Source organism: Rhizobium sp. AN80A, assembly GCF_030053015.1.
Classification (GTDB): domain Bacteria; phylum Pseudomonadota; class Alphaproteobacteria; order Rhizobiales; family Rhizobiaceae; genus Rhizobium; species Rhizobium metallidurans.
Genome location: NZ_JASJPX010000003.1, coordinates 322,020 through 335,483, shown reverse-complemented (window position 1 = coordinate 335,483; position 13,464 = coordinate 322,020). Strand labels below are relative to the sequence as shown.

At 63.2% G+C, this 13,464-nt stretch carries 13 protein-coding genes and 1 pseudogene; 7 read left to right on the top strand and 7 right to left on the bottom strand.

The window, feature by feature from the left end; genetic code table 11:
* Window positions 1-12: 12 nt before the first annotated feature.
* The gene (petA, locus tag P3R82_RS13200; RefSeq protein WP_183899335.1) at window positions 13-591 is read right to left on the bottom strand and encodes a ubiquinol-cytochrome c reductase iron-sulfur subunit; all 579 of its coding nucleotides are present in this window, start codon (window positions 589-591) and stop codon (window positions 13-15) included.
* Between the two features lie 287 nt (window positions 592-878).
* Between petA and P3R82_RS13195 the strand changes: the two genes are divergently transcribed.
* The gene (locus tag P3R82_RS13195) at window positions 879-1,811 is read left to right on the top strand and encodes an endonuclease/exonuclease/phosphatase family protein (protein ID WP_283194169.1); all 933 of its coding nucleotides are present in this window, start codon (window positions 879-881) and stop codon (window positions 1,809-1,811) included.
* Window positions 1,812-1,845: 34 nt separating this feature from the next.
* Here the strand turns inward: P3R82_RS13195 and P3R82_RS13190 are convergent, their stop codons facing one another.
* Complete coding sequence (locus tag P3R82_RS13190) at window positions 1,846-3,714, bottom strand: ABC transporter ATP-binding protein (RefSeq protein WP_283194168.1); 1,869 nt, start codon at window positions 3,712-3,714, stop codon at window positions 1,846-1,848.
* Window positions 3,715-3,876: 162 nt separating this feature from the next.
* Between P3R82_RS13190 and P3R82_RS13185 the strand changes: the two genes are divergently transcribed.
* Window positions 3,877-4,119: a hypothetical protein gene (locus tag P3R82_RS13185; RefSeq protein ID WP_183899338.1), complete on the top strand. Its 243-nt coding sequence runs from the start codon at window positions 3,877-3,879 to the stop codon at window positions 4,117-4,119.
* A gap of 85 nt (window positions 4,120-4,204) precedes the next feature.
* Here P3R82_RS13185 and P3R82_RS13180 read toward each other — a convergent pair whose 3' ends face one another.
* Window positions 4,205-6,061: an ABC transporter ATP-binding protein gene (locus P3R82_RS13180; protein WP_283194167.1), complete on the bottom strand. Its 1,857-nt coding sequence runs from the start codon at window positions 6,059-6,061 to the stop codon at window positions 4,205-4,207.
* 382 nt (window positions 6,062-6,443) lie between these two features.
* Between P3R82_RS13180 and P3R82_RS13175 the strand changes: the two genes are divergently transcribed.
* Both P3R82_RS13175 and P3R82_RS13170 read left to right on the top strand, forming a co-directional pair.
* Window positions 6,444-6,905, top strand: coding sequence for a tRNA (cytidine(34)-2'-O)-methyltransferase (locus P3R82_RS13175; protein WP_283194166.1), 462 nt, complete (start codon window positions 6,444-6,446; stop codon window positions 6,903-6,905).
* Between the two features lie 195 nt (window positions 6,906-7,100).
* Complete coding sequence (locus P3R82_RS13170; protein ID WP_283194165.1) at window positions 7,101-8,747, top strand: Na/Pi cotransporter family protein; 1,647 nt, start codon at window positions 7,101-7,103, stop codon at window positions 8,745-8,747.
* Between the two features lie 3 nt (window positions 8,748-8,750).
* Here the strand turns inward: P3R82_RS13170 and P3R82_RS13165 are convergent.
* A pseudogene (locus tag P3R82_RS13165) lies at window positions 8,751-9,012 on the bottom strand (hypothetical protein).
* A 175-nt stretch (window positions 9,013-9,187) separates the two neighbouring features.
* Between P3R82_RS13165 and hemF the strand changes: the two are divergent.
* From hemF to P3R82_RS13150, 3 genes are all read left to right on the top strand, one after another.
* Window positions 9,188-10,102: an oxygen-dependent coproporphyrinogen oxidase gene (gene hemF, locus P3R82_RS13160; protein WP_283194164.1), complete on the top strand. Its 915-nt coding sequence runs from the start codon at window positions 9,188-9,190 to the stop codon at window positions 10,100-10,102.
* Window positions 10,103-10,216: 114 nt separating this feature from the next.
* On the top strand, window positions 10,217-10,477 hold the full coding sequence (locus P3R82_RS13155) for a hypothetical protein (RefSeq protein ID WP_283194163.1): 261 nt from the start codon (window positions 10,217-10,219) through the stop codon (window positions 10,475-10,477).
* A gap of 194 nt (window positions 10,478-10,671) precedes the next feature.
* On the top strand, window positions 10,672-10,857 hold the full coding sequence (locus tag P3R82_RS13150; RefSeq protein WP_018897362.1) for a DUF1059 domain-containing protein: 186 nt from the start codon (window positions 10,672-10,674) through the stop codon (window positions 10,855-10,857).
* A gap of 14 nt (window positions 10,858-10,871) precedes the next feature.
* Here the strand turns inward: P3R82_RS13150 and P3R82_RS13145 are convergent, their stop codons facing one another.
* The 3 genes from P3R82_RS13145 to P3R82_RS13135 are packed head-to-tail and all read right to left on the bottom strand — an operon-like array spanning window position 10,872 to window position 13,392.
* Window positions 10,872-12,125, bottom strand: coding sequence for a CCA tRNA nucleotidyltransferase (locus P3R82_RS13145; protein ID WP_283194162.1), 1,254 nt, complete (start codon window positions 12,123-12,125; stop codon window positions 10,872-10,874).
* Window positions 12,122-12,772 carry a CoA pyrophosphatase gene (locus tag P3R82_RS13140; RefSeq protein ID WP_283194161.1) on the bottom strand — a complete coding sequence of 217 codons (651 nt, stop codon included), beginning with the start codon at window positions 12,770-12,772 and terminating at the stop codon, window positions 12,122-12,124. The genes P3R82_RS13145 and P3R82_RS13140 overlap by 4 nt, the downstream gene beginning before the upstream one ends.
* Window positions 12,769-13,392 carry a DUF1285 domain-containing protein gene (locus P3R82_RS13135; RefSeq protein WP_283194160.1) on the bottom strand — a complete coding sequence of 208 codons (624 nt, stop codon included), beginning with the start codon at window positions 13,390-13,392 and terminating at the stop codon, window positions 12,769-12,771. The genes P3R82_RS13140 and P3R82_RS13135 overlap by 4 nt, the downstream gene beginning before the upstream one ends.
* Window positions 13,393-13,464: the final 72 nt, after the last annotated feature.

Genomic DNA, 13,464 nt, shown 5'->3' with positions numbered 1-13,464 from the left:
AATCAGTCCCCCTCAACCGATTTTGATAACTTTGTCGGAAACGAACGAAAAGGTCGGAATCGCGAGATTCTGCGGCGCCGGGCCTTTGCGTATGCGGCCGGCCGTATCGTAGACCGAGCCATGACAGGGACAGAACCACCCGTTGTATTCGCCGGCCTGGCCGAGCGGAACGCAACCGAGATGGGTGCAGGACCCGATCATGACGATCCAGTTCTCCTTGTCCTTGCCGGCCGAACGGTCGACACCCGTCGCCTGCGCGTCGGCGGCGAGGTTGGCGTTGCGCGCGACCGGATCCTTGAGATCCGCCATTGGAACATCATTCGCAGCCTTCACTTCCTCAGGTGTACGGTTGCGGATGAAGATCGGCTTGCCGCGCCACTTGGCGGTGAGCGACATGCCAGGCTCGAGGCTCGATACGTCGACTTCGATCGAAGCGAGCGCGAGCGTCGAGGCATCGGGACGCATCTGGTCGATAAACGGCCATGCGACAGAGACGGCGCCGACGGCGCCTGCCATACCCGTGGTTAAATAAAGGAAATCTCGGCGTGTGGGCTCGCTAGAGACCCCGCCTGTCGTTTCGTGTTCGCTCACGGCTTAACATCCTCTGCCCAAATTTCGCGGAATTTTCCACGCCATCCCTCCAAGGCGACGAATCTGTCTTACATATATTCGAACTTAGATTCCCCACCCACTAAGCCGCGTTCTATTATTGATCATCAATTATGTCCAGCCTTGGCAAGGCAAGATGGCACAATGTCGCGGCCCTTGAGAGTTGATTCTTTAGGACAATCGCGCCGCCGCAACAGTGTTGCATTGCAACATATCAAGCTGCGTGTTAGGTGGCCGGACGAATACTCGCTCACGCCCGGTACCAGCCAATGAGACACACTTTATTCTGCGTGGGAAGTGTTCTAGTCTCGCTGTTACTTGCCGCCATTTCTTTACGTTACGTCACGCACACTTGGCTGCTTGCCTTCGTCTACAGCTTTCAGGTCCACTTCGCGCTCGCCGGCCTCGCCGCGAGCCTCGTCCTGATCCTCATCAAGCGCCACTGGTACGCCTATCTTCTGGTCACCGTTTCATTGGTGCTCGCCGCCCATGGCATACTGATGATGAAGGAATTCGAGGCCGCCCCGGCGACCGCCGCATCGCGCCCGCTGCTGCGCCTGATGTCCTTCAACATCGAGAACGACAATATCGAAAACAGCGGCCGCATCGCCGAGACCGTGATCGCCTCCGGCGCCGATCTCGTCACAATACTGGAGGCCGCGCCGCTGCTTCGGGAACTCTCGCGCATCTCGGCGACCTACCCCTACCGCATCGGCTGCGGCGTCGGCACGCCTGGCTGCGATACGCTGGTACTCTCCAAGCGGCCCTTTATCGATCAGGCGGTCAGCACATTGGGCGATCTGTGGCCAAACCGTCTCGTCCAGGTAACGATCGATGTCGACGGCACGCCTGTTCACCTCGCCTCGGTCCACCTCGCCAAACCCTATTTCGACGATTTCCAGGTCGGCGAACTCTGGGATCTGCGCAACGCCGTGAAGTCGGTGGACGGGCCGCTCATCGTCGCCGGAGATTTCAACTCGGCCATCATCGCGCCGCGCATCCAGGATTTCGTCCGCGCCACCGGCCTGAACGCGGCGTTTCCGCAACCCTCCACATGGCCGGTCAGGGCCGGCAAGCTCGGCATCGCCATCGACCACGTGCTGGCCCGCCCGCCGCTGCGTCTGATGTCGGTCAGCCAGGTCGCGGACAATGTCGGTTCGAACCACTACGGCCTGATCGCCGAGATCGCCATCGATCGCTGACGACAGGCAGCCGACCGCGAATGATCCTCGCCGCCTAAACCTCTTCCAGATCGGCCGCCAGGAAGCCGCCAGATTGCCGTGCCCACAGTTCGGCATAGAGCCCGCCATCGCGCAGCAGCGCCTCGTGCGTCCCCTCCTGGATGATGCGTCCCCTGTCGACGACGATCAGCCGGTCGAGCGCCGCGATCGTCGACAGCCGGTGCGCGATCGCCAGGACCGTCTTGCCGTCCATGATCCGGTTGAGGTTGGTCTGGATCGCCTCCTCGACCTCGGAATCCAGCGCCGACGTCGCCTCGTCGAGCACCAGGATCGGCGCATCCTTGAGCATCACCCGGGCGATGGCGATCCGCTGTCGCTGCCCGCCCGAAAGCTTGACGCCGCGTTCGCCGACATGCGCGTCGAACCCCTTGCGCCCCTGCTGGTCCTCCAGCCGCTGGATGAAGCCCAGCGCCTCGGCGCGCCGCGCCGCCTCGATCAACCCCGCCTCGCCGGCATCCGGCCGGCCGAAGAGGATGTTGTCGCGCACCGAGCGGTGCAGCAGGGAGGTGTCCTGGCTGACGACGCCGATCTGCATCCTGAGCGACTCCTGCCGGACATTGGCGATGTCCTGCCCGTCGATCAGGATGCGGCCACCCTCGAGGTCGTAGAGCCGGAGCAGAAGGTTTACCAGCGTCGACTTGCCGGCGCCTGAGCGTCCGACGATGCCGACCTTCTCGCCGGGTGCGATGGTGAGCGAGAAACGGTCGATCACGCCGCTTCCCTTTCCATAGTGGAAGGACACGTCGTCGAAACGGATGCCGGGCTCGGCGATGACGAGATCCGGCGCATCCGGTTTGTCGACGAGGGCGAGCGGCTTGGAGATGAGTTCCGCCGAATTCTGGATGGTGCCGAGATTGCGCATGATGCCGTTGAACTGCGTCATCAGGCGTCCGAGCAGGAAATTCAGCCTGAGCACCAGCGCCAGCGAGAACGCGACGGCGCCCGAGCTGATCAGCCCCTGTAGCCAGAGATGCACGCTGAGGCCCGCCATCGTCACGATCATGATGCCCGAAAGCAGTGCCATGGAGGCGCGCACGCCGGTGATGAAGCGGGTGAAGAGCAGCACCGTCGCCTGGAACGTGTCGAAGCCCTGCCGCATGTAGCGATCGGTCTCCTCGTCCCTGGCAAACAGCTTCAGCGTCTGGATGTTGCTGTAGGCATCCACCATGCGACCGTTGAGCATCGAGGCGGATTCGGCGGTATCGCGCGAGTGGCGGCGGATGCGCGGCACGAAGTAGCGCGCGAGAATGCCGAAAGCGACGAGCCAGCTGAGCACCACGATCGCCAGCGACAGATCGAGACGCGCGACGAGAACCAGCGTCGTCGCCGCATAGATGCCGACGAACCAGACGCTCTCCATCAGCGAGGTCACGAGATCGCCCGTCGCCTGCCCCGCCGACCACACCTTGGTGACGATCCGCCCGGAGAAATCGCTCTGGAAGAACGACAGCGATTGCCGCGACACATGCAGATAGGATTGCCAGCGCGCCAGATTGTAAAAGCCGGGCGTGATCACCTGCTGGTCGACCAGCGCGATCAACAGCTGCACGACGAAGCGCACGAGGCCGATGAGGAAGAGCATGCCGAACAGCTCGAAGCCGTAGGTCGCCAGGAGCCCGTTCCAGCCGACCTCAGGCGTGATGCTGGCGAGAATGTCGACCACCCGGCCGACGAACCAGAACAGCGCCGCCTCGATCGCGGCCGACATCCCGCCGAGAACCAGCATGGCGATGAAGGGCAGTTTCGCCTGGCCGATGTAGAACCAGACGAAGCCGCTCGTCGACCGCGGCGGCTGGATGTTGTCGCGCGGTTGGAAGGGGTCGATCCAGGTCTCAAAGGCACGAAAGAGTCGATTTAGGAGCATATTTGCGATATAGGCTTATCCGCCGGATGGGGAAAGCAATCCGCTCGCCGGACCAACCTTATATTTTCGTAATGATTGGTAACATCGACGGCATCGTCGTTGAATGAGACATGTCCCGCCACAATGTGGGAATAGCATGAGATTTCACGGGAGACGGCCACAATGCAAAAGAGGACACTCGTGTCGAGCATACCGTTGCCTTTGGCGGAAAGACTCGATGCGGTCACGGAGCAGCTAGGCGTACCGCACGACCAGGTCGTGGCGGAAGCCGTAGCCGCATGGATCGATACGGAAGAGCAGCGTCGGCTCATGGCGTTGCGCACGCTGGCCTTCGCCAGCAGCATGGCGGTCGAAGGCCATCGCGTCATCGACTGGGCGGACAGCCTGAGTGCCGACAGGCACTGAACAGACACAGCCAAGCGACTGATTGGAAACAACAACGCCCTCCCGATATCCCAGGGAGGGCGTTTTCAATTGATGGCGGGCGTGGTCACTCGGCGGCCGCTTCCGCCTCCTCCGAGTGATCGGCGAGGAAGCCGCCCGACTGGCGGTTCCAGAGATCGGCATAGACGCCGCCCTGCCCCACCAGCTCGTTGTGCGAGCCGGCCTCGATGATCTTGCCCTTGTCGAGCACGACCAGCCGGTCCATCTCCGTCAGCGTCGACAGCCGGTGGGCGATGGCGATGACGGTCTTGCCCTCCATCAGCGCGAACAGGTTCTCCTGGATCGCGGCCTCGACCTCGGAATCGAGCGCCGAGGTCGCCTCGTCGAGAACCAGGATCGGCGCGTCCTTCAGGAACACGCGGGCGATCGCGATACGCTGGCGCTGGCCGCCGGAGAGCTTCACGCCGCGCTCGCCGACCTGCGCGTCGAGCGCCTTGCGCCCCTGCATGTCGACGAGACCCTCGATGAAGTCCCAGGCGTTCGCCCGCCTGGCCGCCTCGATCACCTCCGCATCCGTCGCATCCGGACGGCCGTAGGCGATGTTGTCGCGGATCGAGCGGTGCAGCAGCGACGTGTCCTGCGTGACGACACCGATCAGTTCGCGCAGGCTTTCCTGCGAGACATGCGAGATGTCCTGGCCGTCGATGGTGATGCGGCCGCCTTCCAGATCGTAGAAGCGCAGAAGCAGGTTCATCAGCGTCGTCTTGCCGGCGCCGGAGCGGCCGACCAGGCCCACCTTCTCGCCCGCCTTGATGTCGAGCGTCAGGTTCTCGATGATGCCCTTGCCCTTGCCGTAGTGGAAGCCGATCCGGTCGTAGTGGATCGCACCCTTCTTGGCCGATAGCGACGAGGCGCCCGGCTTGTCGGTGATGTCGTGCTGCTTCGCCATCATCTCCATGCCGTCGTAGACCGTGCCGATATTCTCGAACAGCGCCGAGACTTCCCACATGATCCACTGCGACATGCTGTTGACGCGCATGGCAAGGCCGATGGCGATCGCGATCGCGCCGACCGAAATGCCGCCGTTCAGCCAGAACCAGATCGACAGGCCCGAGATCACGAACAACGCCACGCAGTTGTTGAAGTAGACCAGTGCGTGGAACATCGTGACCTTGCGCATCTGCTGGTGCACGGTCTGCAGGAACTGGTCCATGCCCTCCTTGGCGTAGGTCTCCTCGCGGCCGGCATGCGAGAACAGCTTCACCGTCGCGATGTTGGTGTAGCTGTCGACGACGCGGCCGGTCATCAGCGAACGCGCGTCCGCCTGCATCGCCGCGATCTTGCGCAGCCGCGGCACGAAGTAGGCGACGATGGCGATGTAGACGCCGAGCCATGCCAGGATCGGGATCATCAGCCGCCAGTCGGCCGCCGCGATGACGATGATCATCGAGATGAAATAGCTGACGACATAGACGAAGACGTCGAGGATCTTCATCACCGTCTCGCGCACGGCGAGCGACGTCTGCATCACCTTGGTTGCCACGCGTCCGGCGAACTCGTTGGCGAAGAAGGTCATGCTGTGACGCATCAGGAAACGGTGCATCTGCCAGCGGGCGATCATCGGGTAGTTGCCCATCAGCACCTGGTGCATGATGACGGAATCGGCCACCGCCGCCACGGGCAGGCCGATCAGGATCAGCGCGCCCATCCAGTAGAGCTTGTAGCCCTCGGTATCGAGGAAGGTCTTCGGATCGGCCTGCGTCAGCCAGTCGACGATGTTGCCGAGGAACCGGAACAAGGCGACTTCGCCGACCGCGATCAGCATCGTCAGCACCGCCATGGCGGCAAGCCAGGGCGCCGCCGGCTTCGTATAGTGCCAGCAAAAGGCAAAGAGCCCCTTGGGAGGAACGCCGGGTTCCTCGTCGGGGAAGGGATTGAGGCGCTGTTCAAACCAGCCAAACATGAAAATGCTCCGAACTTCAGCGTTCCGGCCCTGGCCGGCGCGGACGCGCAACGGCTTATATGGGCAGCGGACGTTCAAGGGACGAGGCCAATATGGCCGCGCAATGGATTAACGATGGGAAATCAGAAAGAAGAAGACGCTTAGGAGCGTCGGGTCGCCATGATCCGCACGATGACGGACGGGAGGCTGACATACGGCAATGCATTCATCTTGGCGCTCCCTTGTTGGCGATTGAAGATATGCACCGATAACGCGAAATCGGCCGGAATTCCAGCCCCTACTTGCCGAATGTCGAAGATTCACGCCCAAAAACCAGGCTGTTGCACCAAAACCGCACTCGCGCTAGGTCAGGCCGAACGGAAGCGATCAAACGGCGGCGATCATGGCGGACCTCAGAATAGCACTCTATCAGCCCGATATAGCAGGCAATACCGGCACCATCCTGCGGCTGGCCGCCTGCCTCGGCTTCGCCGTCGACATCATCGAGCCCGCCGGTTTCGACATCTCAGACCGCAATCTCAAGCGCGCCGGCATGGATTATATCGCTGCCGCCGCCCTCACCCGCCATATCAATTTCGAGCGGTTCGAGGACTGGCGCAAAACCACCGGCCGCCGCCTTGTGCTCGCCTCCACCAAGGCCTCCGGCCGCTACACCGACTTCCGCTTCCGCCCTGATGACATCCTGCTCTTCGGCCGCGAAAGCGCCGGCGTTCCCGATCATGTGCATGACACCGCCGATGCCCGCATCCTCGTACCGATGGTCGAGGGACAGCGCTCGATCAATGTCGCCGTCTCGGCGGCGATGATCACGGGCGAAGCCATGCGCCAGACCGTCTGGTCCTGATCCCGCCATCGAAATGCCGGTTCGGCGGCGGATAATGTCGCGAACGGCGTTGTGAAATCGCCGATCAGGCGTATAATTTTTAGCCGGGCAAACAAAAAATCGGACGATGTGCCGATATTTCAATGATTTGCCATCAGGAAAGAGTCGCAGAACGCGCCACTTAGGACGCCAAGAGATAGAAAAAGACCGGCCCGCATGGAATCCACCATCGTCATGATCAACCTGTTCGGCGCCGTGGCCTTGCTGCTGTTCGGCCTGTCGCAGGTCAAGGATGGCGTCAACCGGGCCTTCGGCGCGCGACTGCGGACCGGGCTTGCATCAGGCACCAAGAGCGGCCTGCGCTCCTTCCTCTCCGGTTTCCTCGCAACCATCGCCCTGCAAAGCTCCACCGCGACCGCCCTGATGGTCGCCTCCTTCGTCGAGCGTGAGCTGGTCAAGCCGCGCATGGCGCAGATCGTGCTTCTGGGCGCCAATGTCGGCACCGCCGTCACCGCCTGGATCGTCGCAACCGGCATCGCCTGGCTGTCGCCGCTGGTCATCCTCGCGGGCATCGTGCTCTATCGCGGCGGCTCGACCTCCCGCCAGGGCGGCGGTCAGGCGCTGATCGGCATCGGCCTCATGCTGCTGTCGCTGCATCTCCTGAGCAGCGCCACGGAGCCGATGCGCCAGTCGCCGGCGCTCTCGGCCTTCATCGGCCTGCTCGACAATGCCTGGCCGGTGGCGCTCGCCTTCTCGGCCGGGATCGCCTTCATCTCCTCCTCCAGCCTCGCCGCCGTCGTCCTGATCCTGTCGCTCGCCTCGACGGGCATCCTGTCGGCAGGCCTCGTGATCGTGCTGGTGCTCGGCGCCAATCTCGGCGGCGCCATCCCGCCGGTCATCGCCTCGCTTTCAGGCCCCGCCTCGGTCAAGCGCGTCACGCTCGGCAACCTGATCGTGCGCGCCATCGGCTGCCTGATCGCGCTGCCGCTCGCGGGCTTCGCCGCCGAGCTCCTGGAAACCTTGCCGCTGTCTCCGGCCAAGCTCCCGGTCGACGCCCATCTCGGCTTCAACCTCCTGCTCGCGGCGCTTGCCTGGCCCTTCTCGCGTCTGCTGTCGCGCCTGATGCTGAAGATGGTCCCCGAGGACGAGCAGGCGGACAACGCCCCGCGCTATCTCGATCCGCAGGAACTCTCCACGCCTGTCGTGGCGCTCGCCAGCGCCACCCGCGAAGTGCTTGGCGTCGGAGACCTGATCGAGCGCATGCTGCATCGCGCCGCCGATGCCTTCGAACGCAACAACATGGCGAAGCTGACGGAGATCGGAGCGCTGGAGAAGCGTGTCGACAGCCTGCAGCAGGACGTGAAGATCTACCTCTCCAAGCTCGGCCGCGGCGGCCTCAGCGAAGAGGACGGACGCCGCTCCATCGTCATCATCGACTACGCCATCAACCTCGAGCACATCGGTGACATCATCGAGAAGGGCCTGCTGCCGCAGGTCGCCAAGAAGGTCTCGCTCGGCCTGAAATTCTCCGAGGACGGCTATGAGGAGCTCAGCAAGCTCTTCCACCTGACGCTGGAAAACCTGCGCATCGCCCAGACGATCTTCGTCACCCGCGATTTCAATCTCGCCCGGCAGCTGATGGAAGTGAAGGTGGAAGTGCGCCGCATGGAGAAGCAGTCCTCGGAGCGCCATCTGGAACGCCTGCGCGACGGCCGCGCCGACAGCCTGCAGACCAGTTCGCTGCATCTCGACATGCTGCGCGACCTGAAGCGCATCAACGCCCACATCGTCTCCGTGGCGCACCCGATCCTGGATGAAAGCGGCCTGTTGATTGAAAGCCGCCTGCGCAACGCCGCCGAATAGACGTCAATCGGCCGATGGCAGGCGCCGCATGGTGAACTCGATCTGGTCGCCGTCGAGCTGTCGCCAGCTCTCGACCTCGGTCCAGTAGGCGGCCTTGGGGTACTCGTCGAACCACTCGCGGGCCTTGGCGCGCGCATCGAGCAGCGCCAGGCAATAGGTCTGCCGCACGAACCGGTCGTTCTTGCGCGGCGTGCCCCTCGGCCCGGTGCGTGGCAATCCTTCGCTTCAAACCGTCAAATGACGGCGGTCCTGGGATCTTCGTCATACAACCTACCTCTAATGGAAAGGTAGTATCGAAGCCTGAACATTGCGAGTCGAATCTGAAGCCTGCTCACCAACGCGCTGGCGCGGTTGGCGCTCCGCCGGACGACCTGCTATCAGGGGCGATTGAAGCGGGCACGACTCGAAATTGGCCCGCGCGCGTACCGGAGACGACGACTATGGAACGACCCGAACTTCCGATCGGCCTGCCCGCGGATATCGAGGACAAGAAGGAGCTGGCCCGCACCTGGTTCGAGGGCCTGCGCGACCAGATCTGCGCCTCTTTCGAAGCGTTGGAGGATGAACTCACAGGACCGCTTTCCGATCGTGAACCGGGCCGCTTCGTCGCCAAGGACTGGCAGCGCGAGAACGGTGCGGGTGGCGGCGGTCGCATGTCGATGATGGAAGGCCGCGTCTTCGAGAAGGTCGGCGTCCACACCTCCACCGTCTATGGCGAGTTTAGCGCCGACCTGCGCGCCCAGATGCCGGGCGCCAAGGACGATCCGCGTTTCTGGGCCTCCGGCATCTCGCTGATCGCCCATCCGGTCAATCCCAATGTCCCCGCCGTGCACATGAACACCCGCATGGTGGTGACCTCGAGCCGCTGGTTCGGCGGCGGCGCGGACCTGACGCCGGTGCTCGACCGCCGTCGCACCCAGGAAGACGACGACACAAGGCTGTTTCACAAGGCGATGGAGATCGCCTGCCGCAGCCACGCCGGCGTCGCCGATTACGACGCCTACAAGAAGTGGTGCGACGAATACTTCTTCCTCAAGCACCGCAACGAGGCGCGCGGCATCGGCGGCATCTTCTACGACTGGCTGCATTCGGCCGAGGAAGCCGGCGGCTGGAGCGCCGACTTCGCCTTCACCCGCGATGTCGGCCGCGCCTTCGCGATGGTTTATCCACGGATTGTTCGCTCCAACTTCAATAAACAGTGGACAGAACAAGATCGTGAAGAACAATTGATTCGCCGTGGGCGATATGTCGAGTTCAATCTGCTATATGACCGGGGAACGATCTTCGGTTTGAAAACGGGTGGGAATGTCGAGTCCATTCTCTCATCGCTGCCCCCCGCCGTTCGCTGGCCGTAACTGGGAGGAAAGATCGGCAGCAAGCTTGGTAAATTGCACGTGAGAGGCTTTTAATAAGCGGACCGGATACCCATTTCATGCATGTACGCGCCTAACAATCGGAGGAGGATTGTAATGACGATACAGAGTGGAACACCGGCGGCGACAGGTGTCCAACAGCCACCCCGCCCAATCGATACGCCCGAGCTGCTCACAAGGCTGGCCGAGGCGCTGAAAGCCAAGAGCGGCTCCGACCTGCCCCTTTCCTGCTTCGTGGAACAGGTAAAGCTTCAACTCGCCGGCGGCCTTTCCGCCGAGGAGCCGTCGCGCCGCGCCAGGAGCCAGCACAGCAGCGCACGCACGGATTGCTACCGTGCATGGGCGATGCCCGAATAATCGGCCCGAATAATCGGGTTGAGGATTCAGGCCCACACGCTTTTGATGATGTGGCCTGAACAGTCCGGGGACCGGACACATCGATGATCGCGAAATGGCGATCCCTACGGCCGGTGCGGCAACCGGCCGGAACCTTCCTGTCCCTGGAGCATTCCCACAGAACGCAAGAGCGGAACTCAAGTCAGGAGGAGACGATGAGACTTTTCGAATGTGGAACGCTGGTCCCCGGATGCAGCTGGCACACCCGCGCAAGCGACGACGCCGAAGTCGTGCGCCGCGCCGTCGATCATATGAAGTCCGCGCATGGTGAAACCATCATCCGCGAAAACATGGTCGACAACATCAAGGCCCGCATCCGCAACGAAGCGAACGCGGCCTGATCTTGGCGATCTGCCTATTTTACGCGATCTGAAAGCCGGGCGAGCAATGTCGCCCGGTCGGAGGCGAAGTTCTCCTCCACCCACTGATGCTCCAGAGCGGCCAGCGTCTCACCGACCTGCCGGCCGGCGGCTATCCCTGCCGCCATCACATCCCCGCCATTCACCGGAAAACTCGGCTTCACCCAGGCATTGGCATGGTCGAGCAGCTTGTTCAGCCGCGCTGATCGCGCCATCTCCGCCATGTCGCCCTCGGCCTTGCCGCGCGCCACCGCGAGCGCCAGCCGCAGCCGCGTCGTGATGCCCTGCGAACCGTTGCGATAAAGCAGGCGGTCGAAGGCCGCGACGGACATCTCGTCGTTGATGGGAGCCGCGTTCGCCCAGGCCTTGAGCACCGTGGCTTCCGCATTGGCAAGCTTCAGCCGCGCCGCCATCGCCTCGAGCCGTTTGGCGTCGGGCGGCACGATCGCGGCCAACCGCAGCAGCGGATCGGGCGTCCAGCCGAGCGCCTTCTCGGTGGCGACAAGCGCCGGGATCGCATCGATGCCCCACTTCTCCGTTTCCGGCAGGATTTCCGTCAGCGCGCCGACCGTGCGCATCCACAACAGTGCCCGCCCCGGATTTTCCGCCGACAACAGCTTGCGCATCTCCGACCACACCCGCTCTGCCGACAGCGTCGCGAGCTTGGAGCGCGCCGCCGCCGCCGCCCGCAACCCATCCGCATCCGGCCGTCCCGAACCGTAATAGGCGAAGAAGCGGAAGAAGCGCAGGATGCGCAGATAGTCTTCCTTGATCCTGGTTGCGGCATCGCCGATGAAGCGGATGTTGCGCTTCTCGATATCGGCAAGCCCGCCGACGAGATCGACCACCTCGCCGCTTTCGCCGACATAGAGCGCGTTGATCGTCAGGTCGCGCCGCTCGGCATCCGTCTGCCAGTCCTTGCTGAACGCCACCGTCGCCCGCCGCCCGTCGGTCTCGACATCGGCGCGCAGCGTCGTCACCTCGAACGGCTTGCGGTCGATCACCAGCGTCACCGTGCCATGCTCGACGCCCGTCGGCACCGCCTTGATCCCGGCTGCCTTGGCGCGCTCGATCACCACGTCGGGCGTAAGCGTCGTCGCCACGTCGATATCGCTGACACCGAGCCCCATCAGGCTGTTGCGCACGGCGCCACCCACCACGCGCCCCTCGCCGCCATCGGCATTCAGCAGCGAGAAAACGCGCTTCAGCGCCGGGTCGTTGAACCATGCTTCGTGAGCAAGGTTGGTCATGCGTAGAGCCTTTCATAGAGCGTGCGGACGATCCCGGCGGTGATGCCCCAGATCATCCTCGTTTCATAGGGCATGCGATAGAAATGTCGGTCGAGCCCGTCGACCATCCGCTTGTCGCGGATATGGTTGCCGGGCGCCATCAGGAAGGAGAGCGGCACCTCGAACACGTCGTCGACCTCGTCGGGATTGAGCGTGAGATCGAAGCCCGGGCGCACCACGGCCAGCACGGGCGTGATGCGAAATCCCGTCGAGGCCAGATAGTTCGGCAGCCGCCCGACGGTCTCGACGAAGGAACCCTTGAGCCCGATCTCCTCGTCGGCCTCGCGCACCGCCGCCTGCTCCGGCGTCTCGTCCTCGCCGTCGATCTTGCCGCCGGGAAAGGCGATCTGGCCGGAATGCTTGCGCAGCGTCGAGGTGCGCTGTGTGAAGATCACCCGCGCCTCGTCACCGTCGTCGATCACAGGCACCAAGACGGCCGCGTCCCTGAGTTTGAACGTTTCCACCTTGGCGACGATCTCGGGGTTCAGGATATGGTCGCCATGCTCGCGCCACGACAGATCGACCGGCCCGCCCATCTGGTGCATCGCCCGGCGTCTGAATTCAGCGGCGGAGTAAAGCGCGACCTCCCTGGTATGGACCTTTGTCATCGCGACAGCGCATCCAGTTCGGCGGCCGGCATGACGGGAAAGGTCTCGCCGCCCGATCGCAGGCAGAACATCGCGACCCCGTCGACATCGATCGTCTCGCCGAGTTCCACGAGCTGGTACATCACGGCCCGCGACACCAGCGCTTCCAGCCGGCCACGCACATGCAGGTATGGCTTCAATTCGTTGTTATCGCCGTGAATGACGAACCGGAGCGGATGCTCGCCGCCAGCCTCCACGACGTCGCCGACATTGGTGCGGAAGGTCAGCACGGCCTGCCCGCCCTTCACCGAGGCGTTCATCTCGACAGCCAGGAACGGCGCATCGACGATCCGGATGCCGACTTTTTCCACAGGAGTTACGAGGTAGGTCTTGCCGTCCTCATCCTTGCGCAGAACCGTGGAAAACAGCCGCACCAGCGGCGCGCGACCGATCGGCGTTCCCATGTAGAACCACGTCCCGTCGGCGCGGATTTCCATGTCGATATCGCCGCAGAAGGGCGGATTCCATTTCTCGACGGGCGGAAGACCGCGTTTCGCGTCGCCATTATCACCCGCGGCGCGCGAAATCAGCGCGGCCAGATCCGCGGCATCGGTCGCTGCCTTGATCTCTTCGGTTGCCATTGTTCCGTCTCTGTTTGCACTTAACCCAGGAAATGTCACGAGATAGTCATTCGAAACGAACTTGTCAGCCCG

Excerpts from the sequence above, each read along its gene's own strand:
- P3R82_RS13195 (WP_283194169.1), top strand. The coding sequence starts at position 879 with ATGAGACACACTTTATTCTGCGTGGGAAGTGTTCTAGTCTCGCTGTTA.
- P3R82_RS13190 (WP_283194168.1), bottom strand. The coding sequence starts at position 3,714 with ATGCTCCTAAATCGACTCTTTCGTGCCTTTGAGACCTGGATCGACCCC.
- P3R82_RS13185 (WP_183899338.1), top strand. The coding sequence starts at position 3,877 with ATGCAAAAGAGGACACTCGTGTCGAGCATACCGTTGCCTTTGGCGGAA.
- P3R82_RS13180 (WP_283194167.1), bottom strand. The coding sequence starts at position 6,061 with ATGTTTGGCTGGTTTGAACAGCGCCTCAATCCCTTCCCCGACGAGGAA.
- P3R82_RS13175 (WP_283194166.1), top strand. The coding sequence starts at position 6,444 with ATGGCGGACCTCAGAATAGCACTCTATCAGCCCGATATAGCAGGCAAT.
- P3R82_RS13170 (WP_283194165.1), top strand. The coding sequence starts at position 7,101 with ATGGAATCCACCATCGTCATGATCAACCTGTTCGGCGCCGTGGCCTTG.
- hemF (WP_283194164.1), top strand. The coding sequence starts at position 9,188 with ATGGAACGACCCGAACTTCCGATCGGCCTGCCCGCGGATATCGAGGAC.
- P3R82_RS13155 (WP_283194163.1), top strand. The coding sequence starts at position 10,217 with ATGACGATACAGAGTGGAACACCGGCGGCGACAGGTGTCCAACAGCCA.
- P3R82_RS13150 (WP_018897362.1), top strand. The coding sequence starts at position 10,672 with ATGAGACTTTTCGAATGTGGAACGCTGGTCCCCGGATGCAGCTGGCAC.
- P3R82_RS13145 (WP_283194162.1), bottom strand. The coding sequence starts at position 12,125 with ATGACCAACCTTGCTCACGAAGCATGGTTCAACGACCCGGCGCTGAAG.
- P3R82_RS13140 (WP_283194161.1), bottom strand. The coding sequence starts at position 12,772 with ATGACAAAGGTCCATACCAGGGAGGTCGCGCTTTACTCCGCCGCTGAA.
- P3R82_RS13135 (WP_283194160.1), bottom strand. The coding sequence starts at position 13,392 with ATGGCAACCGAAGAGATCAAGGCAGCGACCGATGCCGCGGATCTGGCC.